We start from the raw sequence: 24,063 nt of genomic DNA on the forward strand, positions 1-24,063 counted from the left end.
CGTTTTGTTATTTTTCAGCCACTGCTGTGTCATCCGCCGGCACGACCACCAGTTTTTTATCACTGACGGACAAAGCCTGAACATCACGATTGTACATCGCCTCACCGTAGGCTGGCGGAATGAGGAAGCTGCCGGTATTGGTGGCTTTAATCTGATACACAAACTCCTGCACATCGGTACTGGCGCTGCCATAAATCACCACGCGATCTTCACGAATATCGCTGTAATCCGGTGTCCATGTCGAACCCGATGCCGCCAGTGGTGACTGCCAGGACGTAGAAGCCTCTGCGCCATTGTTTTCCTCATCACTGTCAGATTCCGGCTCCGGTGATGTTTGCTGCACCACTTCAAAACCACCCGGCAGCAAATCAACAATCGCCAGATTACTTTGTCCTTCCTGCGAATTAGCGCGAACTTTCAGATGTACATTGATCTTCTGCCCCAGCGTAATCTGCGTCACCGGCTTACCCTGCTCATCGGTGTAATCGCGGGTGATTTCCAGACCACGGGAAATGGCTTTCTCCGGCGCGGCCAGATCGTAGCCCGCCTGCGTCACCACATACCAGGCTGGCGCATTGTTGCTGTTTTCTACCCGGATAGCCTGCGCGTCAGCAGTGAAATTCGCTTTCGCAAACAGCCCCTGAACCTGAGAAATCAGTCGCGGTTCGACGTTTTTCGTTTTGCTGATCTGCGTGATTTTCAGCGCATCCGGCACTGTCGCCTGCGCTGCCACCTGTGTGGAATAACTCTCCAGCGCCAGAATGCTCATCGCCGAGGAATACGTCGTATAGCGCTCTTCTTTCAGCGCTTTAACCATATTTTCCAGTACCTGCGGCGGAATGGCCGACACTTTTTCCGGGAAGTGACGGGTGATCAGATACAGCCGCGTCGCGTCCTGCACCAGCGGATCAAAATAACTTTGCGTCCACCAGGCTGTGTCATACGCCTTGCTCAGTTGCTTCCAGGTTGGCTGTAACAACGTATTCGCCTCATCATCCATTTTCAGCAAACGGTATGACGACGCCAGATACATCGCGCTCAGATCGGTTTCCCAGCTCTGTGGATAACGCTGCTGTAATGTGTCCTGCACCGAGGCCAGTAAACTGGTGGTGATTTCACCCTGACGGGTTAGCAGATATACCGCCCATGCCCGCAGACGCAGGGTATACAAATCATCGTTCTGATTGGCTGCCAGTTCACGCAGCGCCGAATTGGCCTCTTCCAGCATACCGGCAGGCAACGCGATGCCCGCCGCTTTGGCTTCCAGCAAATATTGCACCACGTACGGTGTGACAAACGGATCGGTTTGCGGCGATGAACGCCACAGGCCAATCGCGCCGCTGTCGTTCTGACGTGAACGCAGCACCGCCATCATGTCTTTCAGTTGCTTGCTGCTGTCCGCCGGACTGAGATTGCCGTGCATTTCCGGATGTATTGTTTCGAGGATCAACGGCACGGAGCGGCTGACAATCTGCTCAGAACAGTAATACGGATAATCCGCCAGATATTGGGATAAGCCGCGGGTCAGCACTAACGGCGAGTTGGATACCGCTGCCGTGCGCACCGCATAAGCATCAAACATCTGGCGCAGGTTATCGACGTTCTGACTGCTGCCGCTCATACGCCCCATCACTGACTGCGTGCGGAACGGCATCGCCGGGCGCACCGACGTACTGATCGTCCGGCGGCTGGTTTTATCTGCATACTTCGCGACAAACACCAGCGGTGCATCGCCCGGCAACGCTTTGGCGCGCAGGCGGAAGTTAACCACGCCTTCGCGTTTTTCTGCCAGTGACACGTTTTGATCGGCGTTACCCACCACTTCAAGCTGCGGCGGTACAGTCAGGTGAATCGCAACCGGGATGCTTTTGCCGTTCAGCCCTTCGAGGTTATTGCTGACCCCCACGCTGACATCAAACTCATCGCCCGGTGCCACCATCGACGGCACGTTTGGCGTCATGATGAAGTTGTCGCGCACGGTCGCCGAGGTCTGCGCTTTCCCTATTTTGTCCGGCGTGACGGAAATCGCCATCACGCGGATTTTACCGTTAAAGTAATCCGGCACCGGATAATTAAACTGCTTCTCACCGTTCACGTCGGTAATACCCGACCAGTACGCAACGGGCTTATCGCGCTTACGTTTGAACGGATTGACGTTCAGATCCAGCCCTTCACCGGCATCGCCGCCCGGCGCGGCGGCCAGCTGCATCAGCTTGCTGAATTCCGGCAGGATAAGATCCAGAATCTGTGCGCTTTCCACACCCAGTTCGCGTTTACGGAAGAAATACTCCAGGGGATCTTTCAGGCGATAACGCGCCACCTGCAAGATACCTTCATCCACAGCAAACAGCGCCACCTGTTGCGGCCCCTCGGTTTTCACCGTCATGACCAGATTTTCGCCGGGTTTAATCACTTCAGGCGCGTTGACTTCAAGACTGTTCTGCCGTGCTTTGGTGCTGATTTTGAACGGCATCACCCCGTAGCTCAGCGGACTCATGAAGATTTCATTGGAATTCACATCACGCACGAACTGCACGTTAATGTAACCGTTGCCTTCCATTCCCGCCGGTACGCGAATTTTCTGCACCGAACTGGTGGTGTCGGTATGGAACCACTGCCAGCTGTACACTTTATCTTTCTCAATAGTGATCAGCCCGCTGCCGGTGTACGGCGCGTTAACGGATACCTCGATTTCCTCACCTGGCTGATATTCCGCCTGATTGAGTTTCAGCTTCAGTTCAGCATTTCTGTCCAGCGAACGGCTGAGATTGGCGTTACCGGCCACGGTATAGCCAATGCGGTTCAGCACATTGCCTTTCGCATCTTCAATGACCAGCACGAAATCGCCCGGTTTATCCGTCGCCAGCGTCAGGTTGTTGCCCTGCGCCGTCAGCGAAAGCGGTTGTTCCGACAACGGCACTTCCTTCATTTTCGACTGATATTTGTAAACGCCGGAATCCTGTTTGGTCAGCACTGAAATGTATTTCTGTTCAATCAGCGCAACTTTCAGGTCCGGCAGCGCAATCTGTTTTAGCGACGGGTCGATCGCAATAACGTTCAGATGTCGTGCGGCATCGCGGTTTATATAGCCTAAATCACCGTCGGCTTTTACGCCGATCAGAGAGTCATATGGCGATACCAGCACCCGCGCCGTCGCAGCCACGGAACGGCCACCACCGGCCACAAACGCCTCGGACAGCAGTTGCAGCTGGTACGTCGCGTCAGCATAAGATTTCAGATCCAGCGGGATATTCGCCGCGCCATTTTCGTCGGTCTTGCGGTCTTCCAGCTCGGTTTCAAAACCGTCGCTGTTCTGACGGTTCTCGTAAAAAGCGTAATCCGGGAATTGATCGAAGCTTGGATACATCGGGCGCAGCGTCAGTCTGGAGGTCACACGCCTGTCCTGCGCGGGCGTACCGAACAGGTTCTGTACGTCGATACTGGCCTGCAATTCTGACGGTTTCACCCAGCCCTGCCTGCGGTCCGGCGTCAGTTGCAGTTTCACCTTCAGTTGATCCGGCTCGAACTCTTTGACGTTGACCGAGGTATGGCCCAGCAAAGTGGAAGAGGCATTGTCTTTGCCAATCAGATACAAATAGATGTTCCATTCACCGGTTGGTGAATTATCGTCAGTGGTATAACTCAGCTCATTGAAACCGCTGGCACCGAGCGTCAGCGGAATAGTGCTCATCAGCTTGTCGCGCGGATCGTGAATTTCAGCCCGCACCGGCACACCCGCCAGACCGTTGCTCCAGTCGGCGGCGCGGGTAATCAGTCCGATATTGAAGGTGTCCCCCGGACGATAAACGCCGCGATCAGAGAACAGATAGCTGCTCAGCGTGCGCGGGTCGTTCGGCGTGATTTCGCCATCGACATCAAAACGGGAGAAGTCGAGACCGCGATCGTTATTCCGGTCCGCCGGCAGGAAGGAGACATCGCCCTCCTTTTCCACCAGGAACATCACCGGCTGGCGTTCAAGGGTATAAACATCCAGCGCAGGGAAGCGCACATGACCGTCAGCACCGGTGGTTTGCGTCAGCAGGGTAATGCCGTTTTTGGCAATCACGGAAACTTTCGCGTTCGCCACCGGCGCACCGCTGTGGATCGACTGCACAAACACATCACGTGTTTTATCCTGTGAACGCTTGGCAATAATCCCCAAATCGGTGACGACAACAAAACGTGAGTCGCCGACCGGTGCTTCTTCTTCGCCCTGCCCATCGTCCTGATAGACATTGCCGTCGTCATCGGTTTCCGGTTTATTTTCTTTCTTCTTCGGATCCCATTCCGACAGCGTCAGCAGGAATACGCCACGATGTGACGCCGGATCAGTGGAGAGGTAACGCGAAAGATCGACGCCCTGAAAATTCACGTCGCCCGGTTTGTCGTTATTGACCGCCGTCTGATAGGTAAAGTGCTCGGTAAAATATTCGTCATTCAGGCGGTTAAATTCCGCCGATGAATACTCACGGCTTTTGAATGACACAATGTGTTGCAGCTGGCTTGGGATCACCCGTTTAATGTCCAGACGCAGGCCCGGCACGTTGCGTGCCGCCACGCTGATTTGTTTGTCACCGCTGACCGATAACAGCGAGCCCTGCGACATAAATTGCAGGGATTTCGGATAATCCGGAACCGCGACGATGCGGTACACTTTTTCCGGCATTTTGTAGCCACCGGAAGAGGTCAGAATATTGTCAATTTCCACCAGCATGGCGCGGCGGGCAGGCGCATCGAAGCGGAAGCTGAACTGCGGCTGATAATCGCTTTCCGCATCATTAAGCTGGATATTCAGCGGCGTGGACTGCGCGAGTACATTGTTTTCGACGCTGTCAACGGCCCAGCTGGCATAATCATCCGGGCCTTTGGCCTCGTCCTGATCATTTGGATTGTGCTGTGGCAATAGCCAGACTTTGACTGCCTGGCGGATATCTTTATCTTTCACCGCGTCGCTGAAACCGACGATCAGTGCCCGCTGACCTTTCGCCCCATCGGCATCCACCACCTGCGCACTGGCTTCATTCACCGCCAGGCTGTAAAGCGTCGGCACAGACACCACGGCATTTTTAGTCTGCGCAGTCGCATTCGACGGCACGGTCGATGTAATGCCTTCGCCAAGGGTGACACGCACCGAACCGCCGTGATCGAGCGGTTTCAGCGGCTCGGAATGTACCCAGGCGTTGAGTTTTTTCTGGTCATAGACCACAGAGTAATTGAGTTTCGACTCAGTTTTCGCTTTACCTTCGGTCAGGCCAAGCGAAATCTGTTTTTCGAAGCTGGCAACATCCACCGGTGCATTGAATTTAACGTTAAAAATCGCGCTGCGTTTTTGCGGGTCCTGGGGATCCTGATAGTACTCAGCCTGCCCCAGCTGATAATCGAACGCAGGGGCGGTGAATTCATAACGGGTTTTCGCCAGCTTGATTTGCGGCGCAAGCAGGACATCAGGCGTAAAATTCACGTCATATTTTCTGCCCATCGGCAGCGGATTTTTAGGGATGAAAACCAGCGTATAGCCGCTCACCCATTTCCATTCACCTTCGGCGGCAGGTTTCAGGGAAATCCCTTTTTCAACCACTTTGCCAACATCAGTTACGGGCGCGGCAGAATGGCGGAAATTGAAAATCACCTGCTGTGATGCAGGTTTTTGCGCGGCGTAATTCACAACTTCAGGTCCGCTGACACGCACGCTGGTGTCCTGATACACCCTCGGGGCCGGGTCGATCGGCTGCGGGCGGCTGAGCCACCAGTGCCAGCCGTAAACGCCCGCCCCTGCGGCGCACAGCAAAACAAGAATCGCCAGGCTGATGGTTTTCGGGTAGTGATCTACGCCATTTTCCATGCGCGTAACACTGCGCTTAAGCCAGCCGGAAGTGGCTGCCCACCAGGCAGGCGCACGCCAGTCGATATTGCCGACCACCGGTTTGAAGACGCGACCCAGCAGGCTCAGTATAAAAGCCAGCACGCGGATAAAACCTTTTATCAATATAAAAGGCAGACGAAGTAAGAATTTTAATAAATCCATTTGCTGCTGTACCTCTAATCCCTGTGAACTATCGCCAGAAGTGATATTTTTATGTGAATCAGGACTGTTATTAAATTCAACGCATTGCGCCGCAGGATAAAGATTATTTGCCCGCAAAGCCATCAGATATAGCGTAGCAGTAACGCAGAATTTCCGGCTGATTTCTGCGCTGCCAGCGGCGCAATTGTATGAAACAATAGCCGGAGAATGTTGAGGAAAGCGACAGGTGACATGAAAACCAAACTGATTACCCGTGAAGGCTACGACAAGCTCAAAACTGAACTGGACTTCCTGTGGCGCGAAGAGCGACCGGAGGTGACCAAAAAAGTCACCTGGGCCGCGAGTCTGGGCGATCGCAGCGAAAATGCTGACTATCAGTACAATAAAAAGCGGCTGCGCGAAATCGACCGCCGCGTGCGTTATCTGACGAAATGTCTGGAGCAACTGCGCATCGTCGATTACTCACCACAGCAGGACGGAAAAGTGTTCTTTGGCGCGTGGGTGGAGGTGGAAAACGACGACGGCGACATCAAGCGCTTCCGTATTGTCGGCTATGACGAAATTTTTGGCCGCAAAGACTACATTTCTATCGATTCGCCGATGGCGCGCGCCCTGCTGAAAAAAGAAGTGGGCGACAGTCTGGTGGTGACCACGCCGGTCGGCGACGCAACCTGGTACGTCAATGAAATTGAATACGTGAAATGATCAGCTAACTCCCAAAACACGCAGGTGGATGGCCTGATGACTGGCATTTTATGTCTTCAAACCGTATAACTGTGCCCTGCTTTTTTAAACGAAAAAACTGATACCAGACCTATGAATGATCAACTGAGCCGCATTATCGCAAGTGAATTGCAGGTTCGCCCGGAGCAGGTTGCTTCCGTGGTGCGTCTGCTGGATGAAGGTAATACCGTGCCGTTTATTGCACGGTATCGTAAGGAAGTCACCGGTGGGTTGGATGATACCCAACTGCGTCAGTTGGACACCCGTCTGGGTTATCTGCGGGAGCTGGAAGACCGTCGCCAGACCATTCTCAAATCCATTGAGGAGCAGGGAAAACTCAGCGACGATCTGGCGAAAGCCATCAATACCACGCTGAGCAAAACCGAGCTGGAAGACCTTTACCTGCCGTTTAAACCAAAGCGTCGCACGCGCGGACAAATCGCCATTGAAGCCGGACTGGAACCGCTGGCCGAACTGTTGTGGAACGCGCCGCAAAATGAGCCGGACGCTGCTGCCGCAAAATTTGTCGATGCAGACAAAGGCGTGGCGGACGCCAAAGCCGCACTTGACGGCGCACGTTATATTTTAATGGAACGCTTTGCAGAAGATGCCTCGCTGCTGGCAAAAGTCCGTGATTATTTGTGGAAAAATGCCCATCTGACCTCCCGGATGGTGGAAGGCAAAGAGCAGGAAGGCGCGAAATTTCGCGACTACTTCGATCATCACGAACCGATTTCCCAGGTACCTTCGCACCGTGCGCTGGCGATGTTCCGTGGCCGCAACGAAGGTATTTTACAGCTGGCGCTGAATGCCGATCCACAGCATGACGAACCGCCAAAAGAAAGCTATGCCGAACAACTGATCATCGACCATCTGGGTTTGCGCCTGAACAATGCGCCTGCTGACGTCTGGCGTCGCGCCGTGGTCAACTGGACATGGCGTATCAAAGTCCTGCTGCATCTCGAAACTGAACTGATGGGCACCGTACGTGAACGCGCAGAAGATGAAGCAATTAACGTTTTTGCCCGTAATATGCACGATTTGCTGATGGCCGCGCCGGCCGGTATGCGCGCCACCATGGGGCTTGATCCGGGTTTACGTACCGGTGTGAAAGTCGCCGTTGTGGATAACACCGGTAAACTGGTGGATATCGATACCGTTTATCCCCATACCGGTCAGGCGGCAAAAGCCGCGCAACAGGTTGCCGCGTTGTGCATCAAACACAACGTCGAACTGGTGGCGATCGGCAACGGCACCGCGTCGCGGGAAACGGAACGTTTCTTCCTCGAGCTGCAAAAACAGTTCCCGGCGGTAAAAGCGCAGAAAGTGATTGTCAGCGAAGCCGGTGCATCGGTGTATTCCGCTTCCGAACTGGCGGCACTGGAATTCCCGGATCTGGACGTTTCTATTCGCGGAGCCGTCTCTATCGCACGTCGCTTGCAGGATCCGCTGGCGGAGCTGGTAAAAATCGACCCGAAATCCATCGGTGTCGGTCAGTATCAGCACGACGTCAGCCAGAGCCAGCTGGCGAAAAAACTCGATACCGTCGTGGAGGACTGTGTGAACGCCGTGGGTGTCGATCTCAACACCGCTTCCGTTCCTCTGCTGACCCGCGTGGCGGGCCTGACCCGCATGATGGCGCAGAATATTGTCAGCTGGCGCGATGAAAACGGTCAGTTCCGTAACCGCGGGCAGTTGCTGAAAGTCAGCCGTCTGGGGCCAAAGGCCTTTGAACAATGCGCGGGCTTCCTGCGCATCAACCACGGCGATAATCCGCTCGACGCCTCGACAGTTCACCCGGAAACCTATCCGGTCGTGGAACGCATTCTGGCAGCGACACAGCTGGCGCTGAAAGATCTGATGGGTGATTCCAATGTGTTACGCGGCCTGAAAGCCAGCGAATTCACCGATGAGCAGTTCGGTGTGCCAACGGTCACCGACATTATCAAAGAGCTGGAAAAACCGGGGCACGATCCGCGTCCTGAGTTCAAAACCGCCACCTTTGCCGATGGCGTCGAAACCATGAACGATCTTATGCCGGGTATGATCCTCGAAGGTTCTGTCACTAACGTTACCAACTTTGGTGCGTTCGTCGATATTGGCGTCCATCAGGACGGTCTGGTTCACATCTCATCGCTTGCGAACAAATTCGTCGAAGATCCTCACACAGTGGTGAAGGCGGGTGACATCGTGAAAGTCAAAGTGATGGAAGTCGATCTGCAACGTAAACGTATCGCGCTGACTATGCGACTGGACGAACAGCCCGGCGAAGCACCGGCACGGCGTCCTTCCGCACCGGCGACAGATTCCCGCGATAATCAGAAGCGTCATTCACCGGGCAAACCGGCGGGGCGCAATGCGGCTCCTGCCGGTAACAACGCGATGGCCGATGCGCTGGCAGCTGCACTGAGTAAAAAACGGTAATTTTCCTTTTGCTCCTCTCCCTGTGAAAGCCGCTGATAATCAGCGGCTTTTTTTACGCCTCTTTTTTCGACACTTTTTAAACTCTCTCCTAATGAATCAATCACTGAGGTAAATCAATAAAACGCACATCCCGCAGGCATAGGATAGCGACGCGGTGGAGATACCCGCGAAGAGGCCCACCTCTTTTCTTTTGTCTCCATACGCGTACTAATTATGATAATTATTCTCATTTGTACTTCTTTGTGTATTCAGTGCACCGCCAGTTTCAGGCTGGCCATTTCGCACCAGGGACAATTTCAGAGCAATATTTTTAGCAACATAAATCGCCAGTCAGTGGAACCACCGGGCAAGGACGCACGGCGCAAAATCACTAAAACGCCGTCATCCATTAATGCCTGATCGCCTCGCGAGGAATTATGCAACTTCAGTCAAAACGTGCTTATAAAATTACCGGCTTTTCACACGAAATCAGCCCGGCTTACCGGCAGAAACTGCTGTCACTCGGGATGTTGCCGGGTTCATTTTTCAACATAATCCGCGTGGCGCCGATGGGCGATCCGGTACAAATTGAAACCCGCCGTACCAGCCTGGTGGTCCGCAGAAAAGATCTCGATCTGCTGCAGCTCGAGATGATGGCCTGATCCCCCGTCAGGCCGGTGACAGTACATTTTTCGCGGCGGGCCTTGCGCTTGCATATTCACCTTTTCTCACACGCAGACTTTAACGTATGAAACCATTAACTATCGGCCTGATTGGTAATCCGAACTCAGGTAAAACCACCCTTTTCAATCAGTTAACCGGTTCCCGTCAGCGTGTCGGTAACTGGGCAGGCGTCACTGTCGAGCGCAAAGAAGGTCAGTTCGCCACCGCAGAACATCAGATTACGCTGGTGGATTTACCCGGTACCTACTCCCTGACCACCATTTCCGAGCAAACCTCGCTCGATGAACAAATTGCCTGCCATTACATTCTTAGCGGCGACGCGGATCTGATGATCAACGTCGTGGATGCCTCAAACCTCGAGCGTAACTTGTACCTGACGCTGCAACTGCTGGAGCTGGGCGTACCGTGCATCGTGGCGCTGAACATGCTTGATATCGCCAAAATCCAGAACATCAATATTGATATCCCTGCGCTTTCTGCCCGTCTGGGTTGCCCGGTGGTGGCGCTGATCTCTACCCGGGCCAGTGGCATTCAGGAACTGAAAGTTGCCATCGACGCATTGCCTCAGGTGGCTGCGCTGGAGCGTGTGCAATATCATCCGCTGCTGCAACAGGAAGTCGATGTGCTGGCCGCCGGCATGCCGCAAGACATGTCGCTACAACAACGCCGCTGGCTGGCGCTGCAAATGCTTGAAGGGGATATTTATAGCCAGACGCACGCAGGCAACGCGCACGCTTTATTGCCGCAGGTGAAAGCCCGGCTGGCTGAGCAAAAACTGGAAGACCCGGCGCTGCTGATTGCCGATGCGCGTTATCAGAGTATCGCGACACTCTGCGCGGAGGTCAGCAATTCTCATCTCACGGCACCGAATAAACTGACGCAGGTGCTCGATCGGGTGATCCTCAACCGCTTTCTGGGCGTGCCGGTTTTTCTGCTGGTGATGTATCTGATGTTCGTACTGGCCATCAACATCGGCGGCGCGCTGCAACCTATTTTCGATATCGGCTCAGCTGCGATTTTCATTCAGGGTATGCAGTGGATAGGCTTTACCCTACATTTCCCGCAGTGGCTGACCATTTTTCTGGCGCAGGGGATAGGCGGCGGTATCAACACCGTGCTGCCGCTGGTGCCTCAAATTGGCATGATGTATCTGTTTCTGTCATTCCTTGAAGACTCCGGTTATATGGCGCGTGCCGCGTTCGTCATGGACAGACTGATGCAGTCACTGGGTCTGCCGGGCAAATCCTTCGTACCGCTCATTGTTGGCTTCGGCTGTAACGTGCCGTCTATTATGGGCGCCCGCACGCTGGATGCACCGCGTGAACGTCTGATCACCGTGATGATGGCGCCGTTTATGTCATGCGGTGCACGTCTGGCGATTTTTGCGGTGTTCTCCGCGGCCTTTTTCGGACAGGACGGCGCATCCGTAGTGTTCTCGCTCTATCTGTTAGGCATCGTGGTCGCCATCCTGACCGGCCTGCTGCTGAAATACACCATCATGCGCGGCGAAGCCTCACCGTTTGTGATGGAACTGCCGGTGTATCACGTTCCGCATCTGAAAAGCCTGCTGCTGCAAACGTGGCAGCGTCTGAAAGGTTTCGTGTTGCGGGCCGGTAAAGTGATTGTCATCGCCAGTGTTTTCATCGGTGCACTGAACAGCTTCTCGTTCAGCGGCAAGGCGGTGGATAACATCAATGACTCGGCGCTGGCGTCAGTCAGTAAAGTCCTGACACCGGTGCTCTCACCGATGGGTGTCCATCCTGACAACTGGCAGGCAACCGTGGGGCTGGTGACCGGTGCCATGGCAAAAGAAGTGGTGGTCGGTACGCTGAATACGCTCTACACCGCCGAACACATCACCCATGAAGGTTTCGATGCGGCCAGTTTCAATCTGTTCGATGAACTGGGCGGTGCGGTGAAAGCAACCTGGCAGGGCCTGAAAGACACCTTCAGCATCAGCGTGCTGTCAAACCCGATCGAAGCCAGCAAAGGTGACGGCGAAATGGGCGTCAGCTCGATGGGCGTCATGAGCACCAAATTTGGCTCGGCGATTTCGGCTTACAGCTACCTGATCTTCGTATTGCTTTACGTGCCTTGCGTCTCGGTGATGGGGGCGATTGCCCGTGAAACCAGCCGCAGCTGGATGACGTTCTCCATCTTCTGGGGACTGAATGTGGCGTATTCGCTGGCCACGCTTTTCTATCAGGCGGCGACGTTCAGCCGTCATCCGGCACACAGCGCCGGTATGATCCTGAGCGTGCTGATTTTCAATGCCATCGTTTTAACCGCCCTGCGCAAAGCCCGCAGCCGGGTCAGCATCCATCTGCATCCGCGCAATGTGGCGGCCTGCTGTAAACCCGCTACCGGCAGCGACTGTCACTAGGAGATAAAATGACCAGTCTGATTCAGGTTCGCGACACTCTCGCACTGGCCGGACGGGCAGATGCCCGCCAGCTCAGCCATCAGCTTAATGCCCCGCAGCCGCTGGTGCAGGCGATGCTTGAACGGCTGGTCGCCATGCACAAAGCAAAAGTCATCGAAGCCGATGACAACTGCCTGAGCGGCAGTTGTAAAAGCTGCGCCGACGGCAAGAAGTGCCTGACAATTTCTTACACCCTCATTCCCTGACACCGGCCTTTCCGCCCTTCCTGAATAGTCGCCCGGCGGCTATTCAGCTATCATTTCAGACCGCAACGGCCTACAACGCGCCGCAGGAGCCTGCATGATCGACAGTGAAATCACCTTCCGTAAACTCGAAATTTTTCTCGCCTATATGGAAAAGCAAAACATCACCCGCGCTGCCGAACAACTCGGTCTGAGCAGCGTCAGTGTGCATCGCGCCCTGCATTCACTGGAAGAAGGCTTGCGCTGCCCGTTGTTTATCCATCGTGGCCGCAATTTGCTGCCGCTGCCTGCCGCTGAAGCGCTGCTGGAGCACGCGACGCAGGTCATTGAGCAAATGGAGCACGGGATTCTGGCGACCCGGCGTGCCGCCGGTTATGGCGATAAGCGGCTGAAAGTCGGCACGTTATATTCACTGACACTGGAAACCATTCCGCGTCTGATCATGGGGCTGAAACTGCGCCGTCCGGAGCTTGAACTGGAGCTGGTGATGGGGTCCAACAATGATTTACTGCACAAGCTGGAAGACGGTCAGCTGGATGCCATTCTGATTTCGACCAGTGATTCCAACGTTGATGCCCAGCGTTACGATCAGTTGCCCCTGTTTCAGGACGATATTTTCCTCGCTGCCCCGGCCAGCGCTGAGCTGGCTTCAGAAGGCACAGCAGACTTACGCGATTTCAGACAGAAGAAATTCGTGTCGCTGGCCGAAGGGTTCGCCACCTATCACGGCTTTCAGGAAGCCTTCCAGGTCGCCGGTTTCGAGCCGGACATCGTCACGCGGGTGAATGATATTTTCTCGATGCTGAGTCTGGTGCAGGCAGGGGTTGGCTACACCCTCATTCCAGGCAGAATGAAAGGCGTGTATGAAAATACGGTGAGATTACTGCCACTGGCAGAAGCCTATCAGATGCGCCAGACCATCTCGCTGGTCTTCCCGCACAGCCGCGAGCACGACCCGAATTTGCTCGCCCTCGCCGCTGAAAGCCGGATGTATGCGTTAACGAGCAGAAAGCGCTGACAAGCGCTCGCTGTTTTGCGCAATCAGCACAAGCGGCCAATGCGTTTTATCAGGATGGTGGCTCCAGATAGCTGATTCCGGAATGCTCACGCCGTCATAAGGGTAAAACTGTCCTTTTTCCGTATCATGTTGTTGAATCGTATTTCATCGATGATTTCAAACCGTCTGGTCAGAGTGGTTGGACAATAGCACGTTGCACAATAATCAAACAATGCAGTGTGTTTTCATCACCCACCTGTCATGCCTTTACTCAGCGTTCGTTTTCCCGTAACCGTGTTGCGAGACGTGCCGCAACCTGCATGCCCGACTGACAGACAGACAACGCTTCGCCCTGCTCCATCGCACGGCGTGTCAGGCCGGTCAGCACCGCGCCCGGCGGCATTTCTATCGCCAGCCGCACATCACGCTGGTACGCAGCGACCATGGCATCCCGCCAGTTAACGGTACGCGCCATGTTCATTGCCAGATCGCCGGCGATTTTTTCCGGCTGCCAGTACACACGTCCGGTCGTTCCGCTGAGATAACCGCAGGCCGGACGGGAAAGATGAATCTGTTTAAACGCCTCCGCCAGTTTTGTCGCAGGCTCATCGAGCAGCGCACAGTGTGACGGCACACTGACCGCCAGCTGATGTGTTTTCTGCGCGCCCCGTGTTTTGGCGAGATGCATCACCTGTGCCATGGCGGCATCGCTGCCCGCAATCACCAGTTGATCTTCCGCATTAATATTTGCCAGATACACCGGCGAAGTGGCGCTGTTGACCTGAGCCACCAGTTCCTCAATCTGCGCCTGACGCAGGCCGGTGATCGCTGAAAGACCAAAGCCATGGGGATAAGCCTGCTGCATCAGTTCACCACGCAATGCCACCAGCCGGACGGCATCACCGAAGCCTAGCGCACCGGCAATCACTGCGGCTGGAAACGCGCCAATCGACAGCCCGCTGCAAAAATCCGCCTCAATCCCTTCGGCCTGACATTGTTTCGCCCAGACCACACCGGCAATCAATAAGCACAGTTGTACCGCACGGGTGGAACGCAAAGCATCGGTGCTGTCGAGCAACAGGACGTCTTCACCCAGCGCGAGACTTGCCTGTTCGATAAGAGAATGCGTGAGCGGATTATCCGGCAGGCGATGCAGCATCTGCGGCACCTGCGGCCCTTGTCCGGGGAAAGTAAATAAGATTTTCATCGTGCTCCTTGCTTCTTTTGGCCGGTATCACTCTGCCGGCAATTGCCACGGGTCGCGCACCAGCAACGGGCCGGACGCCGTTTTCAGCATGATGTCACCGCCACGCAGCCATTCGCTGAGCGCAAATCCACCCCGTGGTGTATTGATCTGAACATCGGCGCGGCAGGGCAGCCGCTGAAGCTGGTCGTAAAAATCAGAAAACTGAGAGGGTTCTGCCGGCGTGTCGCAGCGCACCAGTAAATCGAGATCGCTGTCGGCGTGCATCACCGGGAGATCACTCACCAGCGCATACGCACAACTGCCTGTCACCCCCCAGACGAAGGGCCATTGCAGACTGCACAACGTAATCAGCGCCTGCACCGGTTGCTGAGACACAAACGGCGAGTGTAAAAGCGCGTTGACGTCGCTGATCAGGGATTCCGGTGTGACAACCCGCATCACCGCCGCCGGATCAATCCAGGCGGCGGCCCGCTGAATGCGGGTCAGCCCGCGAATACCCACCGGAACCGCACCGTCAGCACGCTTATCGCGACGCACCACCAGCGGCAGCGCCGTGCGCCAGCAGGTGTTCACCCATTCGGGTAAACCGCCGTCGTTCTCAAGCGCTGAACGGTCACTGATCCAGACAAAATCATGGGCACGCGGGTCAGACATATTCAATCCTTGTTTAATGCAGGGCTGCCGTTAACGAGATAAACAGCGGCAGGGTCACGATACACAAAACGGAACTGATCAGCAGTGAGGCTTCAGCATCCGGAGACTGCACGCCGAAACGGTTACCGAACACGATACCGAAGAAACCGGCAGACAACGCAATCATCAGGATAGCGGTCACCGCAACCTGACCACTCAGGCCAAACGCCAGAACCAGACCCCAGGCGATGAACGGCTGGATCAGATTTTTCGCCACACAAGATAACAGCACCGGACCGTTAATTTTCAGTTTACGGGCTGACAGAATCACACCGGTCAGGAACAGCGCAGACGCGGTCGCTGACAAACCCAGCGGCTTAATCGACGCCAGGAAGATTTCCGGCATTTTAATGCCAATCGCTGACAGGATCACGCCCAGCAACGGTGCCCAGACGATCGGTTTTTTCACGGAACGCCACATCAGAACCGGCAGCAGTGCCAGGGAAGACCCCTGATTTTCGCCACTGAGACGCGCTTTTTCACGTTCCAGAATCAGCAGACAGAACGGTGTCATCAGCACGGAACCGCAGGCGATAGAGACCGCAACGGACAACGATGTTGATGGCGCATCACCCAGCACGCTGCTCAGAATAGGCAACCCCAGCGCCGCATAGTTTGGCAGGGCTACGGTCAGCGTCAGAACGGCAGCGTCCTGCGGCGATTTTTTAAAGACTTTGGTGCAGATAAAGTAAATCGCCGCATAGGTGATCCACATGGCCAGCACCAGCACCAGAATCAGCGGTGACTGCTCCACAATGCCTGACCACGGGGTCTGTACGGTGGCGGCAAACAGCGCAGCGGGTAAAGCAAAATCCATCACGAATATATTCAGTAAAGAAACATTCTGGTTATCCACCATTTTCGCTTTCCCGGCGTAAAAGCCGAGGATCATGATGACGAAAATAGGGGCAAGCGCGTGCAATATTACGTAAGTCATAGCGTTTTTCCTGAGGCAAACAATGATTGCTCAGTCGGCGCCGGTGCGATGGTTTTTTTAGTATGACAGTCCAGTAGCAGACAACAGCAGGCCCTCACCCTGACGGATATGTCAGGGCGGGAACCCGCAATGCGGCTGCGTCACGCTGTTTGCAGGTGCGTTACCGGTTGAGACTGAAAGTGTTAAAGAATTACCATTCCTGACGCATCTGCTGGCGAACGCGCTGCGAACTTGCGCGGTTTTCTGCACCCAGACGGTTGCTGAGGCTAACGCCTTCTTTGCGTGCGTCCTGGATATTTTGCCAGACAGCGTTTTCTACGCTGCTGATGTCATCGGGTGTGGCGTTGTCCGGGTCAGCGATGTCGAGTAATTGCGACAGCAGACCCAGCGTGGCGTAGTTTTCGATGTCGTAAGCCATCGGCGGGATGGTGGCAGCCAGTTTTTCCAGGGCATCCACAGAACGCAGGGTGATACGTGCGGCAGATTCTTTGCCCATTGCATGGATCATTACGCCGTTGTTTTTGAAGGCGATCAGTTTGTTGGCCTGATAACCGTGCGCCAGAAATGCGCCTGACATCGCTTTGCCGACAATCAACCCGACCACCGGATGTCCGGCCAGACGGGCTTTGGCATAAGCGCCTGCAGCACCGGCCAGCGCCTGATGGATGCCGAATGCTTCTTCGCGACGACCATACGCCTGACTTGGCACGTCAATCACCGCCACAATGGCACGTTTGGTACTGGCATTGGCGTCAGCGTCAATCACGTTGTTGACCACTTTTGCCAGATTCCAGCCTTCAAGCAGACCGACCTCGCCGCCCGCTGCACGCGGATACTGATTATTCTTGTCCGGTACCACGGCGATAAAACGCACGGACTGGTCATTTATTTTGCCGTCTGCCGCTTTCACGGAAGGGCAAAGACCGCTTACCGGAGTGGCGTCTTTGGTCAGTTCAGCGAACCAGTAATCACCCCGACTGGCTGCGTTACTCTTTACATTGCTCATGCGCGATCCTCCCGGTTAAACAAGGCTTCCGTCACTTCACGGCTGGCCTGCTGTGTAGTGTCAAAACCGGTCAGTTTTGGCAGGTAATAATCATATTTATCAGAACGATGACTCACCGGAACGCCTTTTTTGATGAAGGCCAGCATGCTGTCTTTCACCTCAGCGAGGGAGTCTTTCACCAGTGCATCAACAAAACCGCTGTGATAACGCACTTCGCCACCGGTCATGCTCCAGATGAACGGGCGGTCACGGGAATCGTATTCATCGATACCGGCTTCCTGTTCAATTACCTGCGGACCGTTCAGACCCAGGCGGGCTTCACGGGTGACAATCAGATAGCTGCACAATGCGGCGGCAATCGACATGCCACCGAAGCAGCCGACGGTACCGGCAACCACGCCGATCACCGGCGTATAGCGGCGTAAATCAACAATAGCAGCATGAATATCAGCGATGGCGGCAAGGCCCAGATTGGCTTCCTGCAAACGCACACCGCCGGTTTCAAGCAGCAGAACGGCCTGCGTCGGGATACCATTACGGTTATCTTCTGCCGCCATTTCCAGCGCAGCGGCCATTTTGGCCCCGGACACCTCCCCCATGCTCCCCCCCTGGAAGCTGCCTTCAATTGCCACAACCACCGCCGGCTGACCGTTAATCTGGCCTTTAGCAACGACCATGCCGTCATCGGCCTGCGGCACGATACCCTGCGGTTCCAGCCACGGTGACATGATGCGTTCAAACGGCCCGAGCAGTTCGCGGAACGTTCCGGCGTCCAGCAGTTTACGGGCGCGCTGACGGGCGCTCAGTTCGATAAAGCTCTGATCCTGAACGGAAGTATCAGTTGGCATGTTCAGCCTCCTCAAAGACCTGTTCGATACGCAGACGGGCCACCCCTGGTGTAGCGCCAAAATCATTGATGTCGAGATGGCCTGCCGGTAATTCACGCAGTGCGTTCAGACGGTTAAAAAAGTTCTGCCATAAGGTATGGCTGCCGTCGACGGACGTGGTGACGATAATTTTCAGCGTATTGGCTGTGTCAGGTTCATACAGCGCTTCTAAATCGCCGGACCCTACCACGCCTGCTTCGGCGCGGCCTGCCAGCGGTTTTGCCGCCGGGTAGTTAAATTCAAAACGTTCCATAACACCTCTTTGTACTGATGTTAGTTAATGCGTATCCGGTTCAGACCACGCTCACGCGGTCCAGGAACAGCGTCGCGGCCAGTAAATCAGCAGCACCGCCGGGAGATGTGTTGTCCGCCAGCATCCGGTGTTCGAGATGACGCAACAGCTGTTTACCTGCCAGTGTGCTCATCCCACCCGCTTCCAGCACGGCCCGCGCACCCTGATGCATCGCTTGCAGGGCAGGCAAACCACCGCGGGACAATACGCAGGTATCCGCCAGCGAGGTCATCACCGCCAGTAAGGCATCGACCTGTGCTTCGCTTTCGCTCGCACCACGGGCCCGGCTGTCATGAAGCTGCGGCAGTGCACAACCGATAATGTGCGGGAAACCGCTTTGCGCCTCTTCGCGTGCACCCGGCACCTGATAACGCTGCACGGCGTGCGAACCTTTACTGAATTTTTTCGGACTGAAAGCATCGGGCAAGGCCGCAATTTTCGCGGCGCGCTGCGCAATATGCCCCGGCAGTAAACTTTCCGGCTGCATGGCGACGGCGCTGACCAGCAACCCCATCGCCCAGATAGCGCCCCGGTGAGTGTTCACGCCGCCGGTTTCCGCCATCATCTGCGCTTCTCCCGCCCGGCCTAAACGTCCCACTTCCTGACGCAGGGCGATATCCGCCGGACGCTGCCAGCTGTGTAAGGCCAGCAAAGAGAAAGTGGACGTCAGGCTGCGTGCCGAACGCACCATCAGATTTAAACTTAAATCCTGATGAGCCCCGGCACTCCGGCTGTCTACCAGACCCGGTTTCGGACTCAGCCGCGCTTCGTCGATCAGCGCCTGCGTCGCCGTTTCTGCCAGCCTTTCGGCCAGTTCTTCCGCTGTCAGCACAGCGCCAATCGCTAAAGTTTGCGGCATCGTGATCACCAGCTACGGAATTTGGCTGGCGGGTTATACAAACCGCCTGACCAGTCAACCAGTTCGCTCACGCTGCCAGCCGCCAGTAAAGAGCGGGTGGCGTCAGTGCGGCGAATGCCCATGTCTTCCGGGAAGACCACCAGTTCCTGACGGCGCAGATCGGCAACGCGTTTGGCGTCAACACCCAGACCGATATCAGTGATACCGGCGACTGCCGCCACCATCGCACGGCGCTCTTCGAGAGAACGGGCGCGGTAAAGATAGGCGATGCCTTCTTCGGTCAGCACGTGGGTCACGTCGTCGCCGTAAATCATCACAGGTGCCAGAGGCATTCCGGATTCTTTACCCACATCGACGGCTTCCAGTTTCTCAACAAATGTCGGTTTGCCACCGGCCTGGAAGGTTTCCACCATCTGTACAACCAGTTTTTTACCGCGTGCCATCGGGTCCGGCTCTTCAATCATGTCGAGCCAGGCTGGCGTGGAGTGACGACGACCGTGCGGGTCATGTCCCATGTTAGGCGCACCACCGAAACCGGCCAGACGACCACGGGTCACGGTGGAGGAGTTCGCCAGGCCATCAACCTGCAAGGTGGAACCGATGAACATATCTACGGCGTACTGACCTGCCAGCTGGCAGAACGCGCGGTTAGAACGCATGGAGCCGTCGGAGCCAGTGAAAAACACGTCAGGACGGGCGCGGATATATTCCTCCATTCCCAGCTCGCCACCGAAACAGTGAACGGTTTCCACCCAACCGCTTTCGATGGCCGGGATCAACGTCGGATGCGGGTTCAGTGTCCAGTGTTTACAAATTTTGCCGCGCAGACCGAGCCGTTCGCCGTAGGTTGGCAGCAGCAGTTCGATGGCTGCCGTGTTAAAGCCGATACCGTGGTTCAGCGACTGCACGTTGTGCTTCGCGTAGATGCCTTTAATGGCCATCATGGCCATCAGCACGTGAACCGGTTTAATCAGACGCGGGTCACGGGTGAACAACGGTTCGATGAAGAATGGCTTGTCGGCGACGACCACAAAATCGATCCAGTCACCCGGGATATCCACGCGCGGCAGGTCGCTATCTTCATCAACCAGTTCGTTAACCTGCGCAATCACGATGCCGTTTTTGAAGGCTGCGGCTTCGACCAGCGCCGGGGTATCTTCCGTACTTGCACCGGTATACAGGTTGCCTTTGCGGTCAGCTTTGAAGCCCGCGATCAGGGCAATGTTCGGCACCAGATCAACATACAGGCGGGAATACAATTCGATGTAAGTGTGGATCGCACCGATTTCCATCTGACCGTCTTCCAGCAGTTGCGCGATACGCAGGCTTTGCGGGCCAGAGAAGGCGAAATCGAGCTTACGGGCGATACCGCGTTCGAAGAGATCCAGATGTTCAGCGCGGCTGACGCTCGGCATGATCATATGCAGGTCATGCAGCTTTTCAGGGTTCACTTTCGCCAGTGAGCGGGAAAGGAAGTCAGCTTGTTTTTGGTTGTTACCTTCCATCACCACGCGGTCGCCGGAGGCAATCAGCGTTTCGAGGATAGGGATGATTTTATCTGTGGGTAATACTTTACCCTCGGCCACGGAACGGACACTGTCGATACGCCGTTGTTTTTCATTGCGGCGGGTGTCCCACACTTTCGTGGTCTGCGGATGTTGCGGCATGCCAAACCTCCCTGGGTTGAGCTTGCTGAATACTTCCCGGCGTGATGAAACGAGACGATGTTGGGAAGTTCAGTCAAGTGGCGGTTGCATCACATTTGACCTGTTTTGATAGCCTGCTAAGTGTAAGCAGCGAAGAATATTCCATCAATTAAGCGGCCTGACACTTCATTACCCTGAGAGTAACGATCTGCCGTATTTCTTTAAAAACAAATTGATACCGGACAAGGAAAGAGAAGGAGTGCACAGAAAATGAGAAATAAAAAAGGGATGCCCGCAGGCATCCCGGAAATCAGAACAGCTCAAAAGGGATTATTTGAAGACTTCAGCCGTTGCTGTGATTTTCTTCTTCTCCTGAGCCGCAATCACAACATAGTATTTGCCACCCTTTTCATCAGCCAGTTTGGACAGCTCTTCTTTCGCATCCATCGGCGCGGTGTATTCATTGCTGGTCGTGATCACGCCCAGGCTGGTGTAACCTTTATCTTTGGCTTCTTCTTTCGAGATCATCTCAGCCGCCATTGCGTTGAGTGAGAATAACCCCGTCAGAATTGCCGCAACGATAATTTTATTTGATTTCATGACTTTACCTCTAAATTGGATGAATAGTTCTCAAAGAAAGCAGTCAACATATGAACAGCAGGTGCATCTGCGCTGGCATGACCTTCATGGTTAAACACCAGTAAACTCCCCAGAGACGCAAACAGGCTCGCGCAACAATTTACGCCCGCCTTTCACCCCGTCATCATCGGCTTAAGTATTAGTCACCCTTGGGAATTAGCCAGAAAATTGAAAAAAATATTTACATTGGTTTTCAATCTGCAATCAGGAACCGCCCGACAATTTCACAAAACGTTTCCGGGTGGGAGATAAACGGCGCATGCGCGGCCTTTTCGATAATTTCCGAACGGGAACCGGGCAGAATCGCATCCAGCAGGGGTACCATTTTGCGGGGCACCAGTCCGTCCAGCGCGCCGTAAATCCGCAGAACAGGCAACGTCAGTGCAGTCATCGGCTGGCGTAAATCCACATTGCGTAAGATCTCCAGCCCGCCATTAAGCACATCGACAGAAGGCACCGGCTGACCCAGCACAATGGATTTCAGCAGGCGCGCATCCTGACGTGCGCTGTCGCTGCCGAGCGTCTGCAGTGCCAGAAAGCGCTCGACCGTGCGCTGAAAATCTTCGCTCAGCTGATGCTGGAACCCCTTCAGCACATCGGGGCGGATACCCGGCCAGTCTTGATGAGCCGTAAAACAGGGTGATGACGCCACGGTAATCAGTTTTTCCACACGTTGTGGCACACTCAGGGCTATCTGGCTGGCCACCAGACCGCCCAGTGACCAGCCCAGTAATGAGGCTTTTTCCGGCATGGCGGTGAGCACGGTTTCTGCCATGTCTTCCAGCGTCATCGCCCCGAATCCCTCACTGCGGCCATAGCCCGGCAAATCAATCAGATGCAGACAAAAATGCGGCGCAAGTCGCTCTGCCGTGTAACGCCACACTTCGGCATTCAGTCCCCATCCGTGAAGCAGCACAAGATGGCGATCTCCTTCGCCGATAGTCTCCCGATAAAGCGTATTCATAGCGTATTGTCCGTGTCTGTCTGTTTGGCAAAAGGAACCCGCCACTATGCTAACAATTGCCAGCCGCTGTTGGCTATGCCAGTGTCCGCTGCATCTCCCGGTTCAGGGTATTTGCAGCCTGTGCATGAAACATCTGCCGGTTGCCCCGCCCTGCTGTCTTCGCTGCGGATTGCCTTCCGCCGGTGGCAAAACCGATTGCGGACGATGCCTGTTGAAACCGCCACCCTGGGACGCGATGATCTTCGCCAGTCCTTATGAAATGCCGCTGAGCGGGCTGGTTTTGCGGTTCAAATTCTCAGGACAACCGGAACTGGACACCACGCTCGCCCGTTTGCTGTTGTTACGCTGGCAGGAACGCTACCGGATGAGCAATCTGCCCAGACCCGATGTGCTCCTCAGTGTACCGCTGCATCAAAAACGCTATTTTTCGCGCGGGTATAATCAGAGTGAATTGCTGGCGAAGCCGCTGGCGCGATGGCTACATTGTAAATATCTGCCCAATGCCCTGAGCCGTGACCGGCGTACGCCGCCGCAACAAAGCCTGAGCGAGCGAGAAAGAAAGTGGAATCTGCGTAAAGCATTCACCTGCCATGTCAGCCTGCGCGATAAGCACGTGATGTTGCTTGACGATGTGGTTACGACCGGCAGCACGGTGCGGGAAATCAGCAAAATTCTGCGCAATCAGGGCGTTGCTTCGCTGCAAATAGCCTGTATTTGCCGGACTTTACAGGCTTGAGCACGTGCTGCTAACACACTGGCAACGTGAAGGGTGACGGGTAAAAACAAAGGGCGTATTATAACCAACCAGAGTAGTCAACTATTGAGCGAATGTTATGATCCTTATTACCGATGCTGCCCAAGAGCACTTTGCCAAATTACTGGCAAACCAGGAAGAAGGCACCCAAATCCGCGTATTCGTGATCAATCCCGGTACGCCAACCGCAGAATGCGGTGTCTCTTATTGCCCACCTGACGCCGTGGAAGCGACGGATACCGAACTGAAGTTCGAAAAACTGTCTGCTTTCATTGATGAATTAAGCGCGCCTTATCTGCAAGACGCCGTGATCGACTTCGTCACCGATCAGCTCGGTTCCCAGCTCACGCTGAAGGCACCGAATGCCAAAATGCGTAAGGTTTCTGATGATGCACCGCTGATGGAACGTGTTGAATATCAGCTGCAATCGCAGATTAACCCGCAGCTCGCCAGCCATGGTGGTCGTGTTTCCCTGATGGAAATCACCGATGACGGGATTGCCATTTTGCAATTCGGCGGTGGCTGCAATGGTTGTTCAATGATTGATGTCACACTGAAAGACGGCATCGAGAAAGAACTGCTGCAAAACTTCCCTGAGCTGAAAGGCGTTCGCGACCTGACCGAACACCAGCGCGGCGAACACTCGTTCTACTGATCGCCTGAGCACATTTCAGTCTCCATCATCAAGGGTTCAGCACTGCTGAGCCCTTAAGATTGCTGCC

19 protein-coding genes are annotated in these 24,063 nt (G+C 55.0%); 8 read left to right on the forward strand and 11 right to left on the reverse strand.

The annotated features are described in order from the left end of the window. Positions 1–7: 7 nt before the first annotated feature. Positions 8–6,025, reverse strand: coding sequence for an alpha-2-macroglobulin family protein (locus J1781_RS20675; RefSeq protein WP_217234134.1), 6,018 nt, complete (start codon positions 6,023–6,025; stop codon positions 8–10). A 231-nt stretch (positions 6,026–6,256) separates the two neighbouring features. Between J1781_RS20675 and greB the strand changes: the two genes are divergently transcribed. The 6 genes from greB to J1781_RS20705 all read left to right on the forward strand — a co-directional run bounded on the left by greB (position 6,257) and on the right by J1781_RS20705 (position 13,478). Continuing rightward, a complete protein-coding gene (greB, locus tag J1781_RS20680) occupies positions 6,257–6,730 on the forward strand; it encodes a transcription elongation factor GreB (protein WP_129953807.1) in 474 nt (157 codons plus the stop codon). Positions 6,731–6,841: 111 nt separating this feature from the next. Further along, entirely contained in the window at positions 6,842–9,172 is a 2,331-nt protein-coding gene (locus J1781_RS20685; protein WP_129953808.1) for a Tex family protein, read from the forward strand. Positions 9,173–9,588: 416 nt separating this feature from the next. Next, on the forward strand, positions 9,589–9,813 hold the full coding sequence (gene feoA / locus J1781_RS20690; protein ID WP_013573590.1) for a ferrous iron transporter A: 225 nt from the start codon (positions 9,589–9,591) through the stop codon (positions 9,811–9,813). Between the two features lie 86 nt (positions 9,814–9,899). Then, positions 9,900–12,218: a Fe(2+) transporter permease subunit FeoB gene (gene feoB, locus J1781_RS20695; RefSeq protein WP_217221016.1), complete on the forward strand. Its 2,319-nt coding sequence runs from the start codon at positions 9,900–9,902 to the stop codon at positions 12,216–12,218. 8 nt (positions 12,219–12,226) lie between these two features. Then, a complete protein-coding gene (locus J1781_RS20700) occupies positions 12,227–12,463 on the forward strand; it encodes a FeoC-like transcriptional regulator (protein ID WP_129953810.1) in 237 nt (78 codons plus the stop codon). 94 nt (positions 12,464–12,557) lie between these two features. Next, positions 12,558–13,478, forward strand: a complete 921-nt coding sequence (locus J1781_RS20705; RefSeq protein ID WP_129953811.1) for a LysR family transcriptional regulator — start codon at positions 12,558–12,560, stop codon at positions 13,476–13,478. A gap of 250 nt (positions 13,479–13,728) precedes the next feature. Here J1781_RS20705 and mdcH read toward each other — a convergent pair whose 3' ends face one another. The 10 genes from mdcH to bioH form a co-directional block, all read right to left on the reverse strand. Next, on the reverse strand, positions 13,729–14,664 hold the full coding sequence (mdcH, locus tag J1781_RS20710) for a malonate decarboxylase subunit epsilon (RefSeq protein WP_217234135.1): 936 nt from the start codon (positions 14,662–14,664) through the stop codon (positions 13,729–13,731). Positions 14,665–14,691: 27 nt separating this feature from the next. Further along, positions 14,692–15,318 carry a malonate decarboxylase holo-ACP synthase gene (locus J1781_RS20715; protein WP_217138465.1) on the reverse strand — a complete coding sequence of 209 codons (627 nt, stop codon included), beginning with the start codon at positions 15,316–15,318 and terminating at the stop codon, positions 14,692–14,694. A 13-nt stretch (positions 15,319–15,331) separates the two neighbouring features. After that, complete coding sequence (locus J1781_RS20720) at positions 15,332–16,294, reverse strand: AEC family transporter (RefSeq protein WP_217221019.1); 963 nt, start codon at positions 16,292–16,294, stop codon at positions 15,332–15,334. Between the two features lie 190 nt (positions 16,295–16,484). Next, a complete protein-coding gene (gene mdcE / locus J1781_RS20725; RefSeq protein WP_129953815.1) occupies positions 16,485–17,300 on the reverse strand; it encodes a biotin-independent malonate decarboxylase subunit gamma in 816 nt (271 codons plus the stop codon). Further along, positions 17,297–18,148, reverse strand: a complete 852-nt coding sequence (locus J1781_RS20730) for a biotin-independent malonate decarboxylase subunit beta (protein ID WP_129953816.1) — start codon at positions 18,146–18,148, stop codon at positions 17,297–17,299. Before J1781_RS20730 ends, mdcE begins: the two co-directional genes overlap by 4 nt. Continuing rightward, the gene (locus J1781_RS20735; RefSeq protein ID WP_129953817.1) at positions 18,138–18,440 is read right to left on the reverse strand and encodes a malonate decarboxylase subunit delta; all 303 of its coding nucleotides are present in this window, start codon (positions 18,438–18,440) and stop codon (positions 18,138–18,140) included. The genes J1781_RS20730 and J1781_RS20735 overlap by 11 nt, the downstream gene beginning before the upstream one ends. 40 nt (positions 18,441–18,480) lie before the next feature. Further along, positions 18,481–19,338, reverse strand: coding sequence for a triphosphoribosyl-dephospho-CoA synthase (locus J1781_RS20740; RefSeq protein WP_129991468.1), 858 nt, complete (start codon positions 19,336–19,338; stop codon positions 18,481–18,483). Positions 19,339–19,343: 5 nt separating this feature from the next. Further along, positions 19,344–21,005 (reverse strand): malonate decarboxylase subunit alpha, encoded by a 1,662-nt coding sequence (gene mdcA, locus J1781_RS20745; RefSeq protein WP_217221021.1) that lies wholly within the window; start codon positions 21,003–21,005, stop codon positions 19,344–19,346. Between the two features lie 309 nt (positions 21,006–21,314). After that, on the reverse strand, positions 21,315–21,584 hold the full coding sequence (locus tag J1781_RS20750; protein WP_129953820.1) for a YdgH/BhsA/McbA-like domain containing protein: 270 nt from the start codon (positions 21,582–21,584) through the stop codon (positions 21,315–21,317). A gap of 232 nt (positions 21,585–21,816) precedes the next feature. Then, complete coding sequence (gene bioH, locus J1781_RS20755; protein WP_217221022.1) at positions 21,817–22,587, reverse strand: pimeloyl-ACP methyl ester esterase BioH; 771 nt, start codon at positions 22,585–22,587, stop codon at positions 21,817–21,819. Positions 22,588–22,633: 46 nt separating this feature from the next. Between bioH and gntX the strand changes: the two genes are divergently transcribed. Continuing rightward, on the forward strand, positions 22,634–23,323 hold the full coding sequence (gene gntX / locus J1781_RS20760; RefSeq protein ID WP_217158399.1) for a DNA utilization protein GntX: 690 nt from the start codon (positions 22,634–22,636) through the stop codon (positions 23,321–23,323). A 97-nt stretch (positions 23,324–23,420) separates the two neighbouring features. Continuing rightward, positions 23,421–23,996 (forward strand): Fe-S biogenesis protein NfuA, encoded by a 576-nt coding sequence (gene nfuA / locus J1781_RS20765; protein WP_129953823.1) that lies wholly within the window; start codon positions 23,421–23,423, stop codon positions 23,994–23,996. The last annotated feature ends 67 nt before the right edge of the window (positions 23,997–24,063 follow it).

It is taken from the genome of Rahnella perminowiae (assembly GCF_019049695.1).
Classification (GTDB): domain Bacteria; phylum Pseudomonadota; class Gammaproteobacteria; order Enterobacterales; family Enterobacteriaceae; genus Rahnella; species Rahnella perminowiae.

What these genes read in the sequence shown, in the direction of transcription:
- bioH (WP_217221022.1), bottom strand. Translation starts at nt 22,587, where the DNA reads ATGAATACGCTTTATCGGGAGACTATCGGCGAAGGAGATCGCCATCTT.
- mdcA (WP_217221021.1), bottom strand. Translation starts at nt 21,005, where the DNA reads ATGCCGCAACATCCGCAGACCACGAAAGTGTGGGACACCCGCCGCAAT.
- J1781_RS20685 (WP_129953808.1), top strand. Translation starts at nt 6,842, where the DNA reads ATGAATGATCAACTGAGCCGCATTATCGCAAGTGAATTGCAGGTTCGC.
- J1781_RS20700 (WP_129953810.1), top strand. Translation starts at nt 12,227, where the DNA reads ATGACCAGTCTGATTCAGGTTCGCGACACTCTCGCACTGGCCGGACGG.
- gntX (WP_217158399.1), top strand. Translation starts at nt 22,634, where the DNA reads ATGCTAACAATTGCCAGCCGCTGTTGGCTATGCCAGTGTCCGCTGCAT.
- greB (WP_129953807.1), top strand. Translation starts at nt 6,257, where the DNA reads ATGAAAACCAAACTGATTACCCGTGAAGGCTACGACAAGCTCAAAACT.
- J1781_RS20715 (WP_217138465.1), bottom strand. Translation starts at nt 15,318, where the DNA reads ATGTCTGACCCGCGTGCCCATGATTTTGTCTGGATCAGTGACCGTTCA.
- J1781_RS20675 (WP_217234134.1), bottom strand. Translation starts at nt 6,025, where the DNA reads ATGGATTTATTAAAATTCTTACTTCGTCTGCCTTTTATATTGATAAAA.
- J1781_RS20730 (WP_129953816.1), bottom strand. Translation starts at nt 18,148, where the DNA reads ATGCCAACTGATACTTCCGTTCAGGATCAGAGCTTTATCGAACTGAGC.
- J1781_RS20720 (WP_217221019.1), bottom strand. Translation starts at nt 16,294, where the DNA reads ATGACTTACGTAATATTGCACGCGCTTGCCCCTATTTTCGTCATCATG.
- feoA (WP_013573590.1), top strand. Translation starts at nt 9,589, where the DNA reads ATGCAACTTCAGTCAAAACGTGCTTATAAAATTACCGGCTTTTCACAC.
- J1781_RS20740 (WP_129991468.1), bottom strand. Translation starts at nt 19,338, where the DNA reads ATGCCGCAAACTTTAGCGATTGGCGCTGTGCTGACAGCGGAAGAACTG.
- mdcH (WP_217234135.1), bottom strand. Translation starts at nt 14,664, where the DNA reads ATGAAAATCTTATTTACTTTCCCCGGACAAGGGCCGCAGGTGCCGCAG.
- J1781_RS20750 (WP_129953820.1), bottom strand. Translation starts at nt 21,584, where the DNA reads ATGAAATCAAATAAAATTATCGTTGCGGCAATTCTGACGGGGTTATTC.
- mdcE (WP_129953815.1), bottom strand. Translation starts at nt 17,300, where the DNA reads ATGAGCAATGTAAAGAGTAACGCAGCCAGTCGGGGTGATTACTGGTTC.
- J1781_RS20735 (WP_129953817.1), bottom strand. Translation starts at nt 18,440, where the DNA reads ATGGAACGTTTTGAATTTAACTACCCGGCGGCAAAACCGCTGGCAGGC.
- J1781_RS20705 (WP_129953811.1), top strand. Translation starts at nt 12,558, where the DNA reads ATGATCGACAGTGAAATCACCTTCCGTAAACTCGAAATTTTTCTCGCC.
- feoB (WP_217221016.1), top strand. Translation starts at nt 9,900, where the DNA reads ATGAAACCATTAACTATCGGCCTGATTGGTAATCCGAACTCAGGTAAA.
- nfuA (WP_129953823.1), top strand. Translation starts at nt 23,421, where the DNA reads ATGATCCTTATTACCGATGCTGCCCAAGAGCACTTTGCCAAATTACTG.